This window comes from Gluconobacter sp. GP1, from assembly GCF_032913585.1.
In the GTDB taxonomy this organism is placed as follows: Bacteria; Pseudomonadota; Alphaproteobacteria; order Acetobacterales; family Acetobacteraceae; genus Gluconobacter; species Gluconobacter cerinus.
The window spans coordinates 533,189-554,878 of the sequence record NZ_JASGXC010000002.1 but is presented as its reverse complement, the minus strand read 5'-3'; the positions used below and the strand labels follow the sequence as shown (position 1 = coordinate 554,878).

Annotated in this window: 18 protein-coding genes; 8 read left to right on the top strand and 10 right to left on the bottom strand. The window is 56.9% G+C overall.

All coding sequences use genetic code 11. The annotated features are described in order from the left end of the window. Positions 1 to 3: 3 nt before the first annotated feature. Positions 4 to 942, bottom strand: a complete 939-nt coding sequence (gene cyoA / locus R5H23_RS07125; protein ID WP_046899644.1) for a ubiquinol oxidase subunit II — start codon at positions 940 to 942, stop codon at positions 4 to 6. Positions 943 to 1,390: 448 nt separating this feature from the next. Further along, complete coding sequence (locus R5H23_RS07120; RefSeq protein ID WP_317214931.1) at positions 1,391 to 2,161, bottom strand: Bax inhibitor-1/YccA family protein; 771 nt, start codon at positions 2,159 to 2,161, stop codon at positions 1,391 to 1,393. Between the two features lie 149 nt (positions 2,162 to 2,310). Here R5H23_RS07120 and thpR point away from each other — a divergent pair, with 149 nt between their 5' ends. Both thpR and R5H23_RS07110 read left to right on the top strand, forming a co-directional pair. Beyond that, positions 2,311 to 2,874 (top strand): RNA 2',3'-cyclic phosphodiesterase, encoded by a 564-nt coding sequence (thpR, locus tag R5H23_RS07115; RefSeq protein ID WP_317214930.1) that lies wholly within the window; start codon positions 2,311 to 2,313, stop codon positions 2,872 to 2,874. Beyond that, complete coding sequence (locus R5H23_RS07110; protein WP_099210352.1) at positions 2,871 to 3,476, top strand: uracil-DNA glycosylase family protein; 606 nt, start codon at positions 2,871 to 2,873, stop codon at positions 3,474 to 3,476. The genes thpR and R5H23_RS07110 overlap by 4 nt, the downstream gene beginning before the upstream one ends. A 4-nt stretch (positions 3,477 to 3,480) precedes the next feature. On the opposite strand, the gene R5H23_RS07105 is transcribed toward R5H23_RS07110, so the two are convergent. The 3 genes from R5H23_RS07105 to R5H23_RS07095 are packed head-to-tail and all read right to left on the bottom strand — an operon-like array spanning position 3,481 to position 7,900. Next, positions 3,481 to 4,179, bottom strand: a complete 699-nt coding sequence (locus R5H23_RS07105; RefSeq protein ID WP_317214929.1) for a MarC family protein — start codon at positions 4,177 to 4,179, stop codon at positions 3,481 to 3,483. Then, complete coding sequence (locus tag R5H23_RS07100) at positions 4,176 to 6,275, bottom strand: lysylphosphatidylglycerol synthase domain-containing protein (RefSeq protein WP_099210354.1); 2,100 nt, start codon at positions 6,273 to 6,275, stop codon at positions 4,176 to 4,178. Before R5H23_RS07100 ends, R5H23_RS07105 begins: the two co-directional genes overlap by 4 nt. A gap of 5 nt (positions 6,276 to 6,280) precedes the next feature. Further along, positions 6,281 to 7,900 carry a lysine--tRNA ligase gene (locus tag R5H23_RS07095; protein ID WP_211496498.1) on the bottom strand — a complete coding sequence of 540 codons (1,620 nt, stop codon included), beginning with the start codon at positions 7,898 to 7,900 and terminating at the stop codon, positions 6,281 to 6,283. A 202-nt stretch (positions 7,901 to 8,102) separates the two neighbouring features. Here R5H23_RS07095 and R5H23_RS07090 point away from each other — a divergent pair, with 202 nt between their 5' ends. Then, positions 8,103 to 10,997 carry an ATP-dependent DNA helicase gene (locus R5H23_RS07090; RefSeq protein ID WP_317214928.1) on the top strand — a complete coding sequence of 965 codons (2,895 nt, stop codon included), beginning with the start codon at positions 8,103 to 8,105 and terminating at the stop codon, positions 10,995 to 10,997. Between the two features lie 84 nt (positions 10,998 to 11,081). Here the strand turns inward: R5H23_RS07090 and R5H23_RS07085 are convergent, their stop codons facing one another. The 4 genes from R5H23_RS07085 to R5H23_RS07070 all read right to left on the bottom strand — a co-directional run bounded on the left by R5H23_RS07085 (position 11,082) and on the right by R5H23_RS07070 (position 16,591). Further along, on the bottom strand, positions 11,082 to 14,033 hold the full coding sequence (locus tag R5H23_RS07085; protein WP_211500093.1) for a TonB-dependent receptor domain-containing protein: 2,952 nt from the start codon (positions 14,031 to 14,033) through the stop codon (positions 11,082 to 11,084). Positions 14,034 to 14,287: 254 nt separating this feature from the next. After that, positions 14,288 to 15,925 (bottom strand): chaperonin GroEL, encoded by a 1,638-nt coding sequence (gene groL, locus R5H23_RS07080; protein WP_064274005.1) that lies wholly within the window; start codon positions 15,923 to 15,925, stop codon positions 14,288 to 14,290. Between the two features lie 51 nt (positions 15,926 to 15,976). Further along, complete coding sequence (groES, locus tag R5H23_RS07075) at positions 15,977 to 16,267, bottom strand: co-chaperone GroES (RefSeq protein WP_046899653.1); 291 nt, start codon at positions 16,265 to 16,267, stop codon at positions 15,977 to 15,979. Between the two features lie 129 nt (positions 16,268 to 16,396). Next, a complete protein-coding gene (locus R5H23_RS07070; RefSeq protein ID WP_046899654.1) occupies positions 16,397 to 16,591 on the bottom strand; it encodes a DUF4169 family protein in 195 nt (64 codons plus the stop codon). A gap of 81 nt (positions 16,592 to 16,672) precedes the next feature. Here R5H23_RS07070 and R5H23_RS07065 point away from each other — a divergent pair, with 81 nt between their 5' ends. The 3 genes from R5H23_RS07065 to R5H23_RS07055 are packed head-to-tail and all read left to right on the top strand — an operon-like array spanning position 16,673 to position 18,485. Further along, positions 16,673 to 17,347, top strand: coding sequence for a dienelactone hydrolase family protein (locus R5H23_RS07065; RefSeq protein ID WP_064274187.1), 675 nt, complete (start codon positions 16,673 to 16,675; stop codon positions 17,345 to 17,347). Positions 17,348 to 17,355: 8 nt separating this feature from the next. Next, entirely contained in the window at positions 17,356 to 18,096 is a 741-nt protein-coding gene (locus R5H23_RS07060) for an SDR family oxidoreductase (RefSeq protein ID WP_317214927.1), read from the top strand. A gap of 2 nt (positions 18,097 to 18,098) precedes the next feature. After that, positions 18,099 to 18,485: a DUF2934 domain-containing protein gene (locus R5H23_RS07055; protein ID WP_086634532.1), complete on the top strand. Its 387-nt coding sequence runs from the start codon at positions 18,099 to 18,101 to the stop codon at positions 18,483 to 18,485. Between the two features lie 47 nt (positions 18,486 to 18,532). On the opposite strand, the gene R5H23_RS07050 is transcribed toward R5H23_RS07055, so the two are convergent. Beyond that, positions 18,533 to 19,423, bottom strand: a complete 891-nt coding sequence (locus tag R5H23_RS07050) for an S-methyl-5'-thioadenosine phosphorylase (RefSeq protein ID WP_099210368.1) — start codon at positions 19,421 to 19,423, stop codon at positions 18,533 to 18,535. A gap of 257 nt (positions 19,424 to 19,680) precedes the next feature. Between R5H23_RS07050 and hemF the strand changes: the two genes are divergently transcribed. Together hemF and R5H23_RS07040 are read left to right on the top strand one after the other, a co-directional pair. Further along, a complete protein-coding gene (gene hemF, locus R5H23_RS07045; RefSeq protein WP_317214926.1) occupies positions 19,681 to 20,598 on the top strand; it encodes an oxygen-dependent coproporphyrinogen oxidase in 918 nt (305 codons plus the stop codon). Next, on the top strand, positions 20,598 to 21,686 hold the full coding sequence (locus tag R5H23_RS07040; RefSeq protein WP_233126249.1) for a hypothetical protein: 1,089 nt from the start codon (positions 20,598 to 20,600) through the stop codon (positions 21,684 to 21,686). The genes hemF and R5H23_RS07040 overlap by 1 nt, the downstream gene beginning before the upstream one ends. Positions 21,687 to 21,690 lie beyond the last annotated feature (4 nt).

Below are 21,690 nucleotides of genomic sequence, written 5' to 3'. Positions count from 1 at the left end.
CGGTTATTCCTTCATGCCAGTGTCGGACGGTGCAGCGCTGGAAGCGGACTGCATATGCATGACCTTGCCCGTCGTCTTCTCAACCATCATGCCATTATTGTACTTGGCGACGATGCCGTCGAAGAGATCCGGCTGGACATGCGCGAAGTACTGAACCGGCGCAGCTTCCTGCGGGGCGGAATACTTCGGATATGTCGTGTCATCGAGGTTTTCGCTGCCGCTCTTCACCTTCTCGACCCAGGCGCTGAATTCTTCAGGTGCCATCGCGAGGGTGCGGAACTTCATGTCAGAGAAACCGCGACCACTGAACTGGGAAGCTTCACCCAGATAATCACCGGACTCAGTTGCAAGAAGATGCAGCTGCGTCTGCTGGCCTGGCATGGAGTAGATCATCGATCCCAGACGCGGGATGAAGAAAGACGTCATGACGGTGTCAGAGGTGATCTGGAAGTTCAGCGGCGTGTTCGTCGGGACATCCAGCTGGTTGATCGTTGCGATCCCCAGATCCGGATAGATGAACAGCCATTTCCAGTCGAGGGAGACCACCTGCACGTTCAGCGGCTTGACGTTGTCAGCCGTCTGAATCGGGCGATACGGGTCGTAAGCGTGAGTGCTGTACCAGCTGATCGCACCGAGAGCGATAATGATCAGGGAAGGTACGCCCCAGATAACATACTCAATCTTCGTTGAGTGATCCCAGGTCGGCAGATACTCGGCCTGGGTGTTGGAAGCGCGATACTTCCAAGCAAAGTAAAGCGTTGCGATACAGGTCGGAACCACAACAAACATCATGATGACAAATTCTGCCACCATGACATCGCGGTTCATTTCTGCGATCGGACCGCGCGGCTGAAGCAGATCAACCGTGCAACCCGATAGCATCAGCGCCGGCAACGCTGGGAGATATCGCCAGAGTTTTTTCATCGGTCCTGCTTTCATCATCCGTTCCGGCATGGAGTATTCGCCGGGAAACGGTTTGACACGATAAGGGCCGCATCAGAGCTGCCGAACGCTGCCATAGTCTGCTGCCTTTCTCGTTCGTATCCTGACGTCAGGAACCGGATCAAAGATCCGACCCTGAAATTCATTCAGCATGGGACACGACTGTCCCGGTTCCTCAGGTTTTTTCTGCCTGAATCGCCCGGAAGACAAGGCTTATCACGGATTTCGTGAGGGATGGGGCAGCCCCCTGTCAAACCTACAAATGGCTGTTTTTCGCCACATTTGATTTCATTATAAATTACATTAAACGATAAAGTTACAACTTTTTAATGTAAACCTTTCCGAATGAGACGGAAATAATTCAAGACCTTTTTAGTCCGTAAACAAGAAAGGGAGCGACATTGACTGTCGCTCCCTCTGGAAACTTTCGAGTAACGTGAATGTACTGTCAGTCGCTATTACTGGAGCGAACGCCTGTGAACTGAATAAGAAACTGAAAGAGGTTCACGAAATTGAGATACATCGACAGCGCATCGTAAATGCTTAGTCTGGCAATATCATCCGAAGACGCGAACGACATATATTGCTGGTAGTTAATCTTGATACGCTGGGTATCGTAAGCCGCGAGACCTGTAAAAAGAGCAACCCCGATTAGAGAAACAAGCATTGCCAGTGGTGCACTGTGCAGGAAGATGTTCACAACCATCGCAATCATGAGGCCAATCAGGCCCATGAAGAGAAAGGAACCGAGTCGAAGAAGGTTAGCTCCGGTGGTGTATCCCCACAGAGCCATACCGCCGAACATCGCCGCACTGATGAAGAAGGTCCGCGCTATGGAAACACCCGTATAGCTCAGCAGTAGGCTGGCCATGCTGGCTCCCATCGTCGCACTGAAGAGCAGGAAGATCGCCTGCACCGCAGGGCGCGACAGCCGGTTGATCCCGAAGGACAGGACCATCACAAACGCCAGTGGCGCGAAGATCATGATGCCGCCCAGGAAAGTAGGCCGCAGCACAAAGGCGCCTGTTGAGGTTTCTGCGATGTGGAAGAACAGCGCGCGCAGAGAGGTTTCCGCCACGCCATAAGCAACGAGCCCCGTAACAACGAGGCCAATCGCCATCCAGTTGAAGACGCGGCACATATAGGCGCGAAGACCGGCATCAAGACTGCCTGCGCCCGCCTGAGTGCCGGCCCTGCCGAAGTTGGAATTAAAAGCCATGACACCTTTTCCAGTAAAAGGCCCTTTTAAAAAGGGCGCTTGACGAACCTTGGAAGCTCGCCCGTACTTTCCCTGAATGTGGGGCTTTTCACTGTACGGTCAAGAAGACCCTTCATATCTGTGTTTCATTTCCTCGGGAAACGAGCCTCTTGAGACTTTTTGTCGCACTCGACCTCTCCCCCTCCCAGCGCGAAGCGCTTGCTCTCCTCCGTGGAACGCTTCCTGGCGTGCAATGGGTGCCGTCGGAAAACTACCATCTTGCCTTGCGCTTTATCGGCGAAATTACAGATCGGTACGTGATGGGAGAGATTGATCTCGCCCTCTCCCGCCTCTCCTGGACACCATTCGAGATATCGTTTTCAGGGGCTGGCCTGAGAGAAGGCACGACGGCTAACAGCCTGACGATTGGCATTGAACGATCTACTGCACTGGAGACGCTTCAGGCGCAGGTGGAAAAGACCCTCCGCAAGGCGGGATGCCCTCCTGCCAAGCGCCGCTTCCAGCCCAGTGTCACGCTAGGCCACCTCGCGACAAGCCAACGGGCCGATGCGGCTCGCTGGGTTCAGAGACATAATCTCTTCAGAAGTGAGCCAATGCCTGTCGAGCACGTTACGCTCTTTGAGAGCCTGCGTGGCTACGACCAGCACGTTTATGTCGCACAGGCCGAATATGCCTGGCACCCTGAAATGCCCCTTCTTCCTGAGGATGAATGATTTCCAGCCCAACGACACAAGATCGCCTCACAGCTCTGGTCCGCGAGGTTCGTGCGTGCAGGGTCTGTGAGGAGCACCTTCCACTTGGCGCACGCCCGCTGATCCATGTTTCAGCAACCTCCAGGCTTCTGATCGCGAGCCAGGCGCCTGGAACCAAAGCCCATTTCAGCAACACATCCTTCAAGGATCCGTCCGGAGTTCGCCTCAGAGAATGGCTCGGCCTCTCGGAAGAGGTATTTTACGATACTCGGCAAGTCGCAATTTTGCCGATGGGACTTTGTTATCCGGGGAGACTCCCTAAAGGAGGAGACTGCCCGCCGCGCCCGGAATGCGCACCAATCTGGAGGAAGCGGGTTTTGTCCCTGATGCCCGCTCTCCGCCTTACATTATTGGTTGGCAGTTATTCCCAGCATCACGTCTTGGGTCGCGGGTCAGTCACGGAGCGTGTCAGGAATTTTCGCCATTATCTGCCTGAGAATTATTTTCCACTGCCTCACCCATCATGGAGAACGGGTGTTTGGGAAAAAAGAGCGCCCTGGTTTCAGGAAGAAGTCATCCCTGCCCTTCGGGAACAGGTCCAGAAGATACTCAGTTCCGATTGAAATATCAGTGTCGAGCTAGACGTAAAGTATCAACAAGAACGCCCTGTACGCCTGAGATGAAAATCTGGATTCCGATAGCCAGAAGAATGAGCGCGGCCAAACGACTGACAATCCGCGCGCCAGTGACGCCAAGCATGGAAACGATCCGCTCCGCATAGGCATACGCGATGGCAACGACGATGCCCATGGCAGTCGCCGCTGCTGATACGCCCATATAATAATCCGGCGCTGGCATATGGGGCGGACATGAAGAACTCAGAGCAATTGCTACGGAGATGCTCCCCGGTCCCACGGTGAAAGGCATGGCCAGCGGAAAGAAAGCGCGTTCTTTGAGATCAGGCGCAGCAACAGTTCGACCACCCTGAAGAGCCTGTTTTTCTTTCCGGGCCTCGCTTGTCTCCGGCTGCTGCAACATGACCCACGCGCGCGAGGCCACAACAAGACCGCCGGTAATGCGCAGCGCATTCATGCTGATGCCAAAGAAACTCAGAATCCAGCTGCCAAACCAGATAGACACCAGGAGGATCGCCAGAGAATTCAGCGCGACAAGCCGCGCCAGTTCGATAACCTCTTTGCGTGTCCGCCCCTCTGTCGCCTGAGCGAAAATCAAAGACGCACCAAGGGGATTGATGATCGAAAACAGCGCTGGAAATGCAATCAGCCAACTGTTGACCGCATTACCCAGACTGGGTGGCAGGCTCATGACCCTGTTGTGCCTGAGGCGACGTCCGAACGACACGACGCCCGCTTTTTGCGAGCGCGCCGCTCTTCTCCCGTGAGGAATGCCCGGATCATACGATAGTCCTCGGAAAAACAGCAGATCGTCCCTGCCCGGCCTTCCAGACACACCGTCAGACCAAGATCGTTATAGACCGCCATCAGAGACTGGCCAACACGCACAAAAGCAAGTTTTCGGCCTTCCTGACGCGCAAGATCTCTCAACCGCCAGATGGCAGCAATGCAGTTCCGCTCGGCACCCGCCGGATCTCCGAGGCCAATAATGAACTGACCCGTCCGGAAAAAGGGAATAGCCGCTCGGCCTGCTTCATCATGCAGCAAACCACTGGGGCGACGCGGGCCCAGTTCCTGCAAAGCATGAGACAGGCTTCGATAATGGCTTTCGTTCTCTGCATTCCACGCTTCGAAGCGGATGCGCGTTCTGCGCATACCAACCCAAAGGGCGAACAGGCCGCAAAGCGCAGACAGGCCCAGAAACCACCGACCGACCGCTGTATGCGCATCATAAATCATGGAGCGCCACCAGATGGGGCCTAAATGCCGTTGCACAGCAACCCAGCCGACCCCAACAAGCCCCAGCGCCCATAAGGACATTGGCGCCAGCATCGCAGGCGTCAGGGGAGCCACAAGAAGATGGGCTCTGCGATAGTAGCAGTTCCGGAAAGGCGCGATCAGCAACATCACGAGCCCCAGCGCAACCGGAGCTTCCCAGGGTGCATGTCGCAACACAAGCAGGACGACTGATGCGCCCAGAACACCGAGAGAAACCTTCCATGCAAGCGCGACGCGCTGGGACAGCCCCATGGCCAGCCCAACAAGCGCAACACCCGACACGGTAAGGAACAGATCTGCAATCTGCGAAACTGCGGCGCCAAGAGAGGTGCGCAAAGGCGGCAGCTCAGCGACCAGCGCATAAAAAACGAGAAGAATTCCGGCTACAGCCTGAACGCTGGTTGCAATTGTGACCGAAAAATCCGCTTCGGACTCTCGTACAACCTGACTGGGGCGAATACGCCGCGGCGCCTGCCCTGCGGACACAAGCGCCTGCTCTCCCCGCAGAAACAGTTCGTGCCCTGCGAACATCAGACCCGCCATAACCAGCGGAATAATGTAATAGAAGAGGCGGAAAACAAGGATTGCGCCCATGATTTCCGGAACCGGAAGATACGGCCGCAATGCCAGAAGCATGGCACTGTCAAAAACGCCCAGCCCACCCGGAACGCTCGCCACCAGACCTGCCGTGTAAGACGCGATATAAATGGCAAGGAATGTCCCGAAGCCAAAATGGGCTTCCGGAGGCAACGGCGGCAACACGCTGTACGCAATCAAAGCCGTTGCAGCCATATCAGCCGCACTAACTGCAATCTGTGCGATCGCTATACCCGTGCTGGGAATTTCAATCTCGTAACGCCAGATTTTTACGTGCCGGCGGATGCGAGAAAAGACGACATAAGCAGCCAGAATACCCCAGCAGCCAAGACCAGCCAGCCGTAGCAGAAAAGCGGGCAGATGGGAGAGAACCGGAATAGCGTGGGGCTCAATGGTCAGAATACTTCCTACCAGAGCCAGCGTTCCCAAAAGATAGGTTGCTGAGCAAAAGGCAATGATCTGTGCAATATCCGCAGGGGCGACACCCCAGCTCCGATAAAGCCTGAACCGCACTGCGGCACCCGAAATCGCGGCACACCCAAGATTATGCGACAGGACGTAAGAACAGAAGGCCGCAAAAGAAGAGCGCTTGAACGAGACATCAGCTCGGACATGCAAGCAGGCCAGGCGGTCGTAAAATGACAGGATAAAATACGACAGGAATGTCGCTCCGGCTCCTGCCAGAAGCGCACCATCCGGAATATCGCTGAGACTTCTGGCAATGTCCCGCAGGGACAGATTGCGCAACTCACGCCAGATCACCACAACAGCAGCAATCAACAGCACAAGCCCGACAATTGCCGGGGCACGTGTCAGCAATAATTTCCAGCGGCTTTTAACAGGCCCACTCTCGTCTTCCACGTCGAGAGCAAGCCCATCATTTTGCCAGTCGTCTTCCCGAGGCGGGCACATCGACGTTAGGCCTGAGGCGTCCCGGCAGCCGGGCGAGCCAGTGCACCCCTGATCAGGGCTACGGTCTCAGGCAAACCGAAGAGTGACGCGAAAATGCCGAAGCGTGGGCCTTCGCTCTGACCCAAAAGCACTTCGTACAGACAACCGAACCAGGAGCGCAGCTCAGACTTCTCAAAGTAGCGCTTGCCGACCTCGAACACGACATCCTGCACATCGCCAGGAGACGTATGAACAGGGAGCTTCTCCAGAGCGACAGCCAGGTCCTCAAGACCCTTTCGTTCAGTCTCGGAGGGATCACGATAAACCTTGTTCGGGTACACCTGCTCCTGGAAGTACGTCAGAGCGCAACGAACAAGCTTGTCGACATACGGATGCGTTTCTGGCGACAGCGTCTCGTCATAGCGACGCAGGAATTTCCAGAGTGTTTCTGGATTGTCCGCATTTGCCACGTTCGCGAGATTTAGCAGCGCTGTATAGGAAACCGGGCTGGTATCTTCCGGGCGCACCGTTCCGCCGTGAATGAACCAGACCGGATTTGCCATCAGGTCTACCGGTTCCTGCGTCTCAGCCTTCTGAACCAGTGTCAGGTAGTCATCCGTTGCACGGGGGATAACGTCAAAGAACAGACGCTTTGCACGCGTAGGCTGCTGGTACATGTACTGGCCGAGGCTTTCCGGCGTGCCGTAACGCAGCCACTCCTCGACAGACAGACCATTGCCTTTTGACTTGCTGATCTTCTGACCTTGAGCATCGAGGAACAGCTCATAGGTTAGTCCAGCAGGCGGCTGCTTACCCAGAATACGGCAGATCTTCGAAGACAGCTTCACGCTATCGATCAGATCCTTGCCGGACATTTCATAATCGACACCCAGAGCATACCAGCGCATGGCCCAGTCGGCCTTCCACTGCATCTTGGCATGTCCACCGAAGACGGATGTTTCAAACGTTTTGCCCGCTTCATCTTTCCAGACGACCGTACCGGCATCCGGGTCCACCTTGATGATCGGGACCTGCATCACCTGCCCTGTTTCAGGGTGGATCGGCAGAACAGGGGAGTAAGTCGCGCGGCGCTCCGGACCAAGTGTCGGAATAATGGTCGCAACAACTTCATCATGCACTTCGAGCATCCGCCGAAGTGCAGCATCAAATGTCCCGCTCGTATAATAGTCTGTCGCAGATGCAAATTCGTAGTCGAAGCCGAAACCGTCAAGAAACTGGCGCAAGCGGGCATTATTGTGAGCGGCGAAACTCTCGTATTCACCGAAGGGGTCGGGAACGCGCGTCAAAGGCAGGCCGAGGTGCTTTGCAAGGAGGTCCTGCTGCGGCACATTCGTCGGAACCTTGCGCAAGGCATCCATATCATCCGAGAACGCCAGCAGACGCGTCGGGCGGCCTGTCAGAGCCTCGAACGCCTGACGCACCCACGTCGTACGGGCCACTTCGCCAAACGTACCGATGTGTGGCAGCCCGGACGGACCATACCCGGTCTCAAGCAGTGCGGGCACTTCTGGAGCGCGCGCGCCAACATGCTCGGCAATTTTTTTTGCCTCTTCAAACGGCCATGCTTTTGGAAGCGGCGCGTCAGATGCGAGGGACGGGATGATATGTGTTCTGGAATTGTGCATGATTATCGGAAAACGTAGGCAGACACGTATCGCGGGTCAAGCAGTACGAGAGCAAACGAAGTTTCTCCAAGGGCCCCAAACCATGACGAAATGTGTCAAATTTACTTCCAAACCGATATGACAGCCCAAGCCTCTTCATTCTTTCACGGTCTGTTCTTTAAAGCACTCGCTCGCTTCTGCCCTTCCAGTTAGACTGACCGCAATGCCGCGCTCGCCATCTTTCCCATCTCCGTTTGACGCACCCGCTCTTGTCGCGAGACGAGGCCTGTCCTCTCTCCTGACAGCCGATGGTGAGCTTCTGGACCTCCCGGCCGATGAGGTACGGGAAAGACTGGCGCAGCTTCCGCCTCCCCTTCTCGTTCATGGCCCGGCCGCCCTGCGCGCCCTTGATCTCACACCGCTATCCCAGCCTGTCCCCTGGTTTGATCTTCTGGATCTCTTTCTGTTCGTGTGTCCCGCAACAACCGTTGCGCCTACCCCGCGCGGACTGGCGATCGCTCTTGGACTGACACCGCCAGAAACCACCACGGCGGATCTCCTGCCGCTGCTCTGCGAGACCCTGCTCGGCAAGTTACGGGAAAAAGCTGATACTCCTGAAGGAAAGCGCTTACGGGCCCTCCTGCTCCCGCTGACGCGCGCTGGCTGGATCTGGAGTGGCGAAGTCGCGGATGCCATCGGCACAGCCTCCGACCTAGGCAGTGCGCATCCTTATGATGCCGTCCGCGTCTGGCGCCGCCTGCCACGCTGGGAAGAAACAGCCCCTAGGCCGGTTCCCGGCAGCCAGCCCGTTTCACCGCAGGCCGCGCGTGAAAGACTACGCCAGATCCTTGGCAAAAATGCAGAAGCACGCCCCGGACAGGCCGACTTTGCGTCTGTTGCCACTGCGGCTTTCGAGCCACGGGAAACGCTCGGATCGCCCAATGTCGTACTTGCTGAAGCCGGAACAGGCACGGGGAAAACCCTTGGCTATATTGCGCCCGCAAGCCTGTGGGCTGAGCAGAATGATGGAGCCGTCTGGGTCAGCACTTACACGCGACATCTTCAAAGGCAGATCGAGCAGGAACTTCATCGTCTCTATCCCGATGAAGCAACGCTGAGACAAAAGGTCGTCGTCCGCAAAGGACGTGAGAACTACCTGTGCCTCCTGAATATGGAAGATCTGCTCAATGCCGCCACCTCTCGGGGGAATGACGGAGCGGCAGCCCTGCTCCCCCTCAGTCTTCTCGCGCGATGGGCTGAAGCGAGCCGCGACGGTGATCTGATGGGTGGCGACCTCCCGGGCTGGTTCGGTGATCTCTTCGGCCAAGGTACACTTCATGGCGTAGCGGACCGACGTGGCGAATGCATTCATGCGGCGTGCCCGCATTACCAAACCTGCTTCGTAGAACATGGCATTCGTCGTGCCAGACAGGCAGATCTTGTTGTGGCCAACCATGCGCTTGTCATGTCGCAGGCGGCCTGGACTGCTCTCGCACCTCCTGGGCTCCCCGATGAAGATGCGACGCCAACGCGATATGTTTTCGATGAAGGACATCACGTCCCTGAAGCAGCAGACAGCGCGTTTGCCGTGGTTCTGTCAGGGCTTGAAACAGCCGAACTCAGGCGCTGGCTCCTCGGTGCAGAAGGAAGCCGATCCAGAGCACGCGGACTCTTGCGGCGCCTTGATGATCTGGTTGAACGTATTCCGACAATAGACGCTCCACTTCATGCCATGCTGCAAGCTGCCCGAGCGCTGCCAGCTCCGGGCTGGAGCGTAAGACTGAAAAACGGAATGGACGCGCCGGTTCCGCAGGAAGACGAAGCACCCGCGTTTCTTCCGCTCATGGCCCCCGAGCCGGAACTGGATAACCCTGCCGAGCTGTTTCTTCAGGCCCTCGACCATCAACTCAAAGCCCGACGCACCCAAGGCCCACAACAGGACACCACATACATCTCCACCGAGTGCGATCTGCACCCCACGAATGATACAGTGCGGACGAGCGCAGAAGACTTGGCCAGAGCATTGCGGCGCCTGCAAACCCCACTGATCCAGCTGACAAAACGACTTGAAGCAACCGTAGAAGATGATCCGGAAATGGAAGCCCCCACGCGCCAGCGGATCGAGGCTTTTATCCGGACTTTGCACCGTCGCGCCATAAGCCGCGTTACAGGCTGGATCGGAATGCTGGACGCCCTTCAGACACCCCCCGAACCTGACCTGACACCCGTCCATATTGATTTCATCCGGACTGAACATCTCCCCAGAACACGTGGTGCACAGGGGGACCATGACGTGGGCCTCTATCGTCACTGGCTGGACCCGACAATTCCATTTGCATCGACCATTCAGACCCCGGCTCATGGCCTGCTTTTGACATCTGCCACATTGCGCGATCAGACCGGCTCAGAAGACGGAGAAGAAAGCTGGCACGCAGCAGAACTGCGGCTTGGGGCCACGCATTTCATGAAGCCACCAATCCGCGCGTCGCTCATGAGCCCGTTCGATTACGCCAAGCAGACGCGCGCTTACGTTGTGACCGACGTTTCCGTCGAAATCGCGTCTCTTGCCCATGCATTTCGGGCATTATTCGAAGCAGCGGGTGGAGGAGCTCTTGGGCTTTTCACGGCAATCCGTCGTCTGCGCGAGGTCCATCGGCGCATTAACGAGCCGCTGGAGGCTCAGGGCTTCCCCGTATATGCCCAGCACGTTGATGCCATGGATAACGCGACCCTCGTCGATGTCTTCCGCACGGAAACCCACAGCTGCTTATTGGGCACTGACGCCATGCGCGATGGGGTGGACGTGCCGGGGGAAGCCTTACGCATGGTGGTGTTTGAAAAGACCCCATGGCCTCGCCCCGATATTCTGCATCGTGAGCGACGCCGCCTTCTCTCGGAAGGACGGCCCGGTGATTATGATGATCGCATTACCAGAATGCGCTTAAGACAGGCTTTCGGCCGCCTGATCCGGAAAGGTGATGACAGGGGTGTTTTTGTGATGCTCGATCGCAGAATGCCCTCGCGCCTTCTCTCTGCCTTCCCCGCAGGTGTAGAAGTCCGGCGCCTCAGTCTGGCAGAGACCATCAGTGATATTGCGGAGTTTCTAACTCCGTCCTGATCCGATCATTTCGAAGACAGTGACGCATAAAAAAAGGCGGTGGAAATTCCACCGCCTTTTTCATGTTCCCGGAAAACCCGAAGATCAGAAGTTCACGCCTGCCTGCAGGAAGACGTAACGTCCCATGTAGAGGTTGCCGTACAGCGCGGCTGCACTGTTGTCCGTTGCGCTGGCAACAAACGGCGGCTTCTTGTCGAGAAGGTTGTTCACACCACCTTCGAAGTTCCAGCTCTTCCAGCGATAAGACACTGTCACATCATGAGAGAAGATGCCCGGGGTGCTGGTACGGCCATAACCGTTGGCACGCTTCAGATCTGTCGTGCCATCGTTCCAGACCATGCCGCCCATGTACTGCATCATGTACGTCACGCCGAATGCACCATGCTGCCAGCCAACCGTTGCGTAATCACGAACGCGCGGGTTGCCATTGCCGGTTTGATACATCATGCGACCGGCATAGTTGTACCACTGACCACCAGCTTCGTTCTGCTGCAGGTAGCTGACGAGCTGCTGGAAGTTGTTGGACAGCGTCAGGACATCGTGCTGCGTGACACGGATACGGTAGTCGAGGTCGAAGTCGATACCGCTCGTCTTCAGGCCGCCAATGTTGTCATACATGGACGTCACAGCATTCAGCTGCCCGGTGCTTGCAACACGGGTAATACGATCACAGTAAGACGTGTTCGTGCCCGTATAGCACTGGTCCATGATGTACTGGCTGCTCAGGTACGTGATCATGTTCTTGAGAGTGTAGTGCCAGTATTCAACGGACGCAGACAGACCCGGGATCCAGCGCGGCGTGATCACCGTACCGATCGTGTAGGTCCGGCCCGTTTCAGGACGCAGCTTCGCGTTACCGCCATACAGCGTCGGTGCCTGTCCAGAGAAGTTGGACGAGAACGTGCTGCTGTTGATGCCCTGACGTGCACAGTTAGCTGCTACGACAGGAGACTGCGCACCATAGGATGCGGCCTGCACGGAATCACATGGATCGGTCGCTGAAGCGTACCCCAGGGACTGACCACCATACAGCTCATACACGTTCGGCTGACGATAGGACGTGCCGAGTGTTGCGCGGAAGCGGATGTCCTGAATCGGTGCCCAGTTGATGGAGACCTTCCAGTTTTTCGTGCCACCGAACGTATTGTAGGCAGAGTAACGACCCTGACCGTCAATCGTCAGATCCTTGGCAAGGAAAGCGTTATGCAGCAGCGTTGCCTTGCCTTCGATGTAGCCTTCGGAAACATTGAAGCCACCACCGGTGTAGGACGCAGAGTTCGTCAGCGTCTGGCCAGATTCAACCAGTGCATCCGGGTGATAGGCAAGCTGCTCACCACGGTGTTCCATACCGAGCGCAAGACCCAGGTCGCCACCGTTGTTCCATGGCATGTGGACAACATGGTTGTTGTTGATGCGCAGGTTCAGGTCACGAAGCTGGTAGTAATAGTGATCATGCGACGTGTAGTTGGAATAAGCTGCGGCTTCCGGTGAAAGCTTGCCGAACGGGTTCGACAGAACGCAACCTGCAGCAGCATTACAAACAGACGGATTGTAGCTCAGCGTACTGTCGGAATCACCCGGGGTGTCCTGCTGCAAGCCGTATGTCTGTAGAAGCTTGGAGTAGTTACCAACGCCAGACGTCTGGGACATGACCTGGTTCCAGCCATACGTGTAGGACAGATCGTAGTTCCAGCCGTGGGTGATTTCACCCTTTACGCCAGCAATACCCGTGTAAGTATCGGTGGCCGTTTCGCTGCGGCGGTTGCCCCACTCACCCATACGCTTGGACATGTAGGCGTCTTCACCCAGCGTATTTCCAGGATAGTTCTCCGGAACATACAGGGCGGTCGGCAGCGTGGAAGGATAGATACTGCCAGCAACGGGGATCGGCGCCATCGTCGTGGACGAATTACGATGGGCGTAGTTGAAGTTCAGGTACGGCGTGAAGTGACGGTTGATGTCATAGTGAGCATCAAACGACAGCGTCCCGTTCGTCAGGGAGTTCGTCAGGTTCTGGTCAGCACCATAGTTGTAACGATCAGCCTTCGTGAAGGTGCGCAGGGCGCCGCTCTCACTACCAACATAGTTACCGGTGCTGGTCTGGAAGAGACCACCCGTCGGATAACCCGAACCAAAGGAAAGATTAGCCGGGTTGATCGGGTCGTTACCCTGAACCGGGGTCGCCCAGGAGCGGTTAGCTTGCTTGATGCCGCTCGAGGTCATGTAAGACCCAAAGAGCGTTACGTTGCCCTTGCCATGATCGAAGTTCCAGCCCTTGTAGCCGGAGATCATGCCTGTCTGGCCGTCGCCATGATCCGTTCCGATGCCGCCACGAACCGTGAGGTTGGCGTCATTGAGGTCATGACGGAGCTTGATGTTGATAACGCCGGAAACAGCGTCAGCACCGTACAGCTCGGAACCGCCATCCTTCAGGATTTCAATGCTGGCAACCTGATGAACGTTGATCGTGTTCATGTCGAAGCAGCTGTTGTTGCCATTGATGGCAGCACGCTTGCCGTCGACCAGAACCAGGACACGGTTCTGTCCAAGGTTACGCAGATCCATGCAGGAGGAACCGCCCGTACCATTGGTCTGGCTGTTCGTCGTTCCACCCGAACCCATGGAAGGCAGACGCTGCAGGTAGTCACCAATCGTGGTGGCACCCGTCTGCTCAATCTGCTTGCTGGTCACGATCTGGACCGGGTTGGCATTGGAGTTGTTCGACGTGCTGAGCGCCGAACCCGTTACCACAACGTTCTCGGATCGATTGGAATCGATGGAACGCAGGGCACGTGTATTGCTGACCGCAACAGGCGCAGCATACTGCGGAGCGGCAACCTGACGGGTTGCAGCAACCGGAGCTGTCGTTGCAGGCGTCGCAGCAGAACGCACCGGACTATGTGTCACAGTCTTGTGGCGCACATGTGAGGACGTGGTTTTAGCGTGATCGGTTGTTGCGGCCTGTGCCGCGCCTGACAGCGCACCCACACCCATAACCGACGCGCAAAGTAGCATATTGCGACGCGATACGATCATAATAAGACGAAATCCTTCTAAAGGCAGTGACGTCCTTTAGACATTTCATTGCGAAAGTGTCACCCCAACTTCCAGCGAGTACGATCGCTCCGTGATGGTTTTGTGACAAGCGTTGCATAAGGGTCACATATGTGTCGGACGCATATCAAAACAAGTCAAAAAAAAGCCGCCCCACCCTGAGGTGAGACGGCTCTTTTTGTAATTATTCGACATATTCCCCAGCTTTTTAAAACTGGGGAATCTGAAGCGTTGGATCAGAAATCCATGTCGCCCATGCCGCCCATGCCACCTGGAGCAGCCGGAGCCTTCTTCTCAGGGCGCTCGGCAACCATGGCTTCCGTCGTAATCAGCAGACCACCAACCGAAGCGGCATCCTGCAGAGCCGTACGAACAACCTTCGTCGGGTCGATAATGCCTGCGCCAACCAGGTCCTTGTACTCAGCGTTCTGAGCATCAAAGCCGAAGTTGTAGGTGTCGTTCTCGAGCACCTTGCCAGCGATCACGGCGCCGTCTTCACCAGCGTTCTCAGCGATCTGACGCAGCGGCGTCTGAAGCGCCTTGCGAACGATCTCGCCACCGATCCGCTGATCGTCGTTATCGAAGGTCAGACCCTTCAGAGCAACGGAAGCGCGGGCAAGAGCCGTACCACCACCCGGGACGATACCTTCTTCGACAGCTGCGCGGGTTGCGTGCAGAGCGTCGTCAACGCGATCCTTGCGCTCCTTCACCTCAACTTCACTGCTACCACCGACGCGGATGACGGCAACGCCACCAGCCAGCTTTGCAAGACGCTCCTGGAGCTTCTCACGATCGTAGTCAGAGGTTGTTTCTTCAACCTGAGCGCGGATCTGGTTGCAACGACCCTTGATGTCGTCGCTGTTGCCAGCGCCTTCAACGATCGTGGTGTTTTCCTTCTCGATGTGAACCTTCTTCGCGCGGCCCAGCATGTCGAGGGTAACGGATTCCAGCTTGATCCCGATGTCTTCGGAAATAACCTGGCCACCCGTCAGGATCGCGATGTCTTCCAGCATGGCCTTGCGACGGTCACCGAAGCCCGGAGCCTTGACGGCAGCGATCTTCAGGCCACCACGCAGCTTGTTCACGACCAGCGTAGCAAGTGCTTCGCCATCGACGTCTTCAGCGATGATCATCAGCGGACGGCCGGACTGCACAACGCTCTCGAGCAGCGGCAGCATTGGCTGAAGCGAAGACAGCTTCTTTTCATGGATCAGGATGTACGGCGCATCGAGATCAGCCGTCATCTTCTCCGGGTTCGTCACGAAGTACGGGGAGATGTAGCCGCGATCGAACTGCATGCCCTCGACAACGTCGAGTTCCGTGTGCAGGCCCTTGGCTTCTTCAACTGTGATGACGCCCTCGGAGCCGACCTTCTGCATGGCAGAGGAGATCATCTCACCGATTTCACGCTCACCGTTGGAAGAGATCGTACCGACCTGAGCGATTTCCTCCGGAGAAGTCATCTTCTTGCTGTTCTTCTTCAGCTCTTCAACAACGACGAGGACAGCCTTGTCGATGCCGCGCTTCAGGTCCATCGGGTTCATGCCAGCTGCAACAGCCTTGGCACCTTCGCGGATGATTGCCTGAGCAAGAACCGTGGACGTCGTCGTGCCGTCACCAGCCAGGTCGTTCGTACGGGACGCAACTTCGCGTACCATCTGAGCGCCCATGTTCTCGAACTTGTCAGCCAGTTCGATCTCCTTGGCGACAGACACACCGTCCTTGGTGATGCGCGGCGCGCCGAAGCTCTTGTCGAGAACAACATTACGACCCTTCGGGCCCAGCGTTACCTTGACGGCATTTGCAAGAATATCAACGCCACGCAGCATACGGTCGCGGGCGTCGGCACCAAACTTAACTTCCTTGGCAGCCATGTTCTTAATCTCCTGTTGAGGTTTTTAACGAGAGGAAACGGGGACGGCTTTTCAGCCGATCACACCCATGATGTCGCTCTCTTTCATGATCAGCAGTTCTTCACCGTTGATCTTCACCTCGGTGCCGGACCACTTGCCGAACAGCACCTTGTCGCCTGCCTTGACGTCGAGAGCCACGATCTGGCCCTGCTCGTTCCGGGCGCCTGGGCCTACGGAAACGATCTCTCCTTCGGTCGGCTTGTCCTTGGCGGTGTCAGGGATGATGATGCCGCCAGCGGTCTTTTCTTCACCGGTCAGGCGACGGACTACAACGCGGTCATGCAGGGGACGAAATGTCGTCATGGATCGCTCCATTTTAGGCCGTGCCCTTCTACAAAGCGACGCGGCCGGGTTACGCGCTCAATTACTGCAGCGCAGTTGGCACTCCCATATCGAGAGTGCCAAGAGAGGTAGTGCCGCCACCCGTTTTCGTCAAGAACCATCGCCCTCGGCAGAAAAAATTTTCTTTCCGTCCAACAGGGCCTCGGAACGTCTTTTCTCCAGCATATCCGCCATTTTCTGACCTTTCGTCCGGCCATAAAGACGACGATTGGTCTCAGCTTCCTTCGCATCCTCTACGGACTTGCGGCGTTTGCGTTCCCGACGGAGATTGATGACGTCGCTCATGGCATCTGCCTTTCCGGCGTTACAGAGACTGGACAGAAATCAATGGACCACAAGCATTCCCAAGAAAAGACCGAGGGCCACATGATCCGCCTCACGGCGGCAGACGGCCACGAATTCGAGGCATGGGAGACAGGCTCCCCCGAGTCCACACGCTCCATTGTCGTCGTGCAGGAAATTTTTGGCCTGACCGGGCACATCAGGGACGTCTGCTCTGATCTAGCTCAGCAGGGCTTCCATGTTCTCGCCCCTGCCCTCTTTGACCGCGTCAAACCCCATACGGTTCTGGCGTACAACGAGGCTGGCCTGAAGGAAGGGCTGGAATTTCGAAGTGGTATTTCGCCAGATCTGATCCAGCAGGATCTGGAAGCCTGCGCTCAAAAACTGAGACAGGATGATGGTCACCGCCCAGTCGGGATTATCGGCTTCTGCTGGGGCGGCCTCATCGCGTGGCTTGCGGCAACACGCACGCACCACTTTAATGCCGCCGTCGGATGGTATGGCGGCGGTATTGCCAACCATTGTGACACAGCGCCGCACTGCCCGACGCAGCTCCATTTCGGCGGAGAAGATGCGTCTATTCCGCCAGGTGACGTTCAGAAAATTCGCGCAAGCCGGCCGGAAGTCGAGGTCTTCCTTTACGATCAGGCTGGACATGGCTTCGGATGCCCAGAACGTTCCAGCTTCAATCAGGACGCCCGTGATCTGGCCTGGAGCCGGAGCGTCGCGTTTCTGAAGCATCACATCAAGCGTGCGTGAGGCCTGACATGGAAGGCATTGCAGGAAAAATTGTCCTCATCACAGGTGGCAGCAGCGGCCTCGGTGAAGCAACCGCGCGTTATCTCGCAGCACGAGGGGCTTACGTTGCTATCGCCGCTAGACGTCGGGACCGGCTGGACGAAATTGTCGCGGAACTCGAAGCACTTGGCCAGACTGCACGGGCCTACACACTGGATGTCACGAACCGCCAGAACGTTGCGGACGTTGTAAAAGCCGTTGAGCAGGACTTCGGACGTCTTGATGTCCTCGTGAACAATGCCGGGCTGATGGCGATTGCCCCCATGAAACGACTGATGGTCGACGAGTGGGACCGGATGATCGACATCAACATCAAAGGCGTTCTGTACGGCATTGCCGCAGCGCTGCCGATCTTTGAACGTCAGAAATCGGGACATGTCATTAACCTGTCCTCGGTTGCCGGGATCAAGGTCTTCGCTCCTGGAGGCAGCGTCTATTCAGGAACGAAGTTTGCCGTGCGGGCCATCAGTGATGGCCTCCGTCAAGAAGCTGGCAACGCGTTTCGCGTTACATCCATCGAGCCCGGCGCAGTGGAAAGCGAACTCAAAACGGGCAGTGGCGACAGTGAAAGTCGTCAGCATGTTGAAGCGTTCTACAAGATTGCAATTCCGGCGGAATCCGTGGCGAGGGCCATCGCTTTCGCCATCTCACAACCTGACGACGTGGACATCAACGAGATTGTCCTGCGCCCAACCCTTCAGGAGTTCTGATCATGAGCAACAACCCACTCGAAGCAGATCCAAAACGTGACGCAGCAATCCGCCGCGAGGCCAAGTTACTTTGGGAAGCCGATGGAAAGCCGGACGGCGGCCCTGAAGCCTATCTGGACAAAGCGACGGACCTGATTTCCATCAAGGGCGTTCCCGAGGGCACGCCTGTTGAGGATCTCCCACCGCCAGAGTTGGCAGATGTTCAGATCGAAGATCCCCGCTTACAGGAGAATCTTGGGGAATTCCCAGAGCGCAGCACGGACCAGGGCGATCACCGCCATTTTCCCGTCGCGGATCGAAAAGAAGAACGCGAACTGCTGGATGATCCCAGCACCGACGCCGGTCAGCCGGGCTACGCTCAAATCGACGAGAAGCAGGAAAGGCACTGATTGCCCTTCCCTTCTGCCGCCCGTTTTTACGCGGGCGGCAAGCCATTTCAGGCTTTGTTCAGAACGCGACCTGCGACGGCATCCAGCTTGGCGACAAGAGCCGGATCGCGCTTCTCGGGTGCGGTGATAATCGCAAAGTCGAGCGCACGCTCGGCGGAAAGGTCCAGAGGGCGCTTCTGACCCAGAACCGGGATCACAGCCTTCACGAGACGGCGGGCATTATCCGCATTCCCCTTCATGACCTTCACCACGCCTTCAACCGTCACGCTGTCATGCTCGGTGTGCCAGCAGTCATAATCCGTGACCATGGCTACCGTTGCGTAGGTCATCTCGGCTTCACGGGCGAGCTTGGCTTCCGGCATGTTGGTCATGCCAACAACCGAACAACCCCATGACCGATAGAGCTCGCTCTCGGCACGCGTCGAGAACTGCGGCCCTTCCATGACGATATAGGTTCCACCACGCGTCACCGGAATATCAAGCTTGCGGGACTCCGCTTCCAGCACATCCAGCAGACGAGCGGACACCGGGTCCGCCATGCCGACATGCGCCACACATCCCGTCTCAAAGAAGCTTTTCTCGCGCGCGAAACTGCGATCAATGAACTGATCGACAAGCACAAAACGGCCCGGCGGCAATTCTTCCTTTAAAGAGCCCACAGCTGAAAGAGACAGAATATCCGTCACGCCTGAGCGCTTGAGAGCATCAATATTTGCGCGGAAATTCAGACGTGAGGGCGGGATCGGATGACCACGACCATGACGGGGCAGGAAGACGCACTTGATGCCTTCAAACGTTCCGAAAAGGAGCTCGTCAGAGGTTTCGCCCCACGGCGTTTCAACCCGACGCCATTCCTTGTTTTCCAGACCGTCAATATCATAGAGGCCGGAGCCACCAATAACGCCGATAACCGGCTGAATTTCTGTTTCCGAAGACATGATTGTTCAGTCCGCCCCTGATGAACATGTTTGAGGACCGTTCAGGAACACGAGACGGAAGATTGGCGCAAGTCTCCGCTGATCCGTGTCCAAAAAAAATCACGCAGGCATTTACGAAGCGGCAAGATGCTCTCTGCCATCATCGCGCCACAGAGCGACAGCAGACATGCAGCCAGCCAACTGTTCGTCTTGAGCGCAATTTGCTAGGACACTCCGCGTAACAAGAATTCGTCCTTAGGATGGTAGGGGAGAGAAAAATGGACCAGATCAGCCCCGTTTTTGCTGAACTCGTTCGCCCGGATGTGCCTCATGACACTTTGAAGAGTGAGGCGAAGGCCTGGTTTGAATCTCTCCGGGACCGGATTTGCGCGTCTTACGAGAAACTTGAAGACGAAGCCGCCGAAGGCAATTCCCAGGTCTTGCGAGATCGCACGCAACCGGGACGCTTCGTTCGCACAGCCTGGGATCGCCCGGATGGCGGCGGCGGCGTGATGTCCGTGATGCGCGGTCGGGTCTTTGAGAAGGTTGGCGTGAACGTCTCTACCGTGTGGGGCGAATTTTCTCCCGAATTTCGCAAAAACATTCCCGGCGCATCCGAAGATCCACGCTTCTTCGCAACGGGCGTGTCCCTTGTCGCTCACCCCTGCAATCCGCATGTCAGCGCCGCGCATTTCAATACGCGCATGATTATTACGACCAAAGGCTGGTTCGGTGGCGGTGGCGATATTACGCCAATGTTCCCGGACAGTGCCGAAGCCCGCAGTGACGCCGACTACTTCCACAAGATGTTTGAAGCCGCCTGTAACAAGCACGATCCGGAGCACTATCCGCGCTTCAAGGAATGGTGTGACCGATACTTCCATCTGCATCACCGCGACGAGCCACGCGGCCTCGGCGGCATCTTTTACGATCAGTTCTCGACTGGAAGCCTTGAAGGTGACTTCGCCTTCACGAAAGACGTCGGCATGGCCTTCCATGACGCCTACCCCGCAGTTGTCAGACGCCGCATGTTTAATCCGTGGACGGACGCCGACCGCGACGCCCAGCTGATCCGCCGCGGACGTTATGTAGAATTCAATCTGCTTCACGATCGGGGAACGCTGTTTGGCCTGAAGACGGGCGGCAACACCGAATCGATCCTGATGAGCATGCCTCCAGAAGTTCGCTGGCCGTGATGCTTCGTTCCCCGACCCGCCGTGACTGCCTGAAAGGGCTGGCCGTGCTCGGTGCCGGAAGCGCCATGCCCTCTCTGCAGGCCCGTGCTGCGGACATGCCTGACGCACATCTGCTCCTTGGTGGAACACTGGCGTCCATCCAGGGGCAGTTCGGGGAACTTGCGGCTGGCGTTATCTCCCGCACGCTGGGACTAGACGCCCCCTTGGAGATCACACCCGATATCGGTCAGGACGGCGTACGCGCTGCCAATCTTTTTGACGCCAACAGCGCGCCGGACGGAAGCACGGCTCTCATTGCGCCGGGAAGCGTCCTGCTGGCCTCGCTAACCGGTGACTCTCGCGTCCACTATGATTTCGCACGGTGGATCCCCCTTCTGACGGCTCACACGACAACTGTCGTCATTGCGCGTGCAGAACTGCACAAAACGCTTCGAAGCCGCCTAAAGGGTTTTTTTCACGATCATCCGGTTCGACTGGCTGTTTCTCGCCCAACGGGAACAGAACTTGACGCCCTTCTTGGCCTGACGCTCCTTGGCCTGCGCCCTATTCCGGTGTCTGGGTTCAGTCGAACGGAAGACGCACTGGAAGCACTTGCTAACAATCAGGTCGATGCCGTTCAGTTACTTCCTTACACCTTGGATGTGCCGGTAGAGACCATTCTCGCCAAGCTGCCGCCCGGTACAGCGCCGCTCTATCATACAGGCGACCTGTCAGACACAGGGTCAGATACGATCCCGAATTTTCTGGAGGCCTATCAGGAGGCACGCCGCCGGCCGCCTGAAGGAGCGCTATACAGAGCCTGGCAAGCAGTCTCCGCTAGTACCTATACAGCTCTGACGGTGGCACTCCCGATGCTCACTCCACCAGATATGGTCAAGAGCTGGAAGCAGGCCTGCTGGGACGCAGCGGTAGATCCAACCGTTCGCCACTGGGCAGAAAAGCACCATTTCATGCTGGCGGCAGGCGACAATGCAGCGCCATTCCTGTCCCGGGCAACACCTGATATTGGCGCGATCCTTGCTCTGAGACGCTGGATTGCCATGAATACGCCGCGCTGGCGTATCGGACAGGAAACGCGGCCCCTCTGACCTT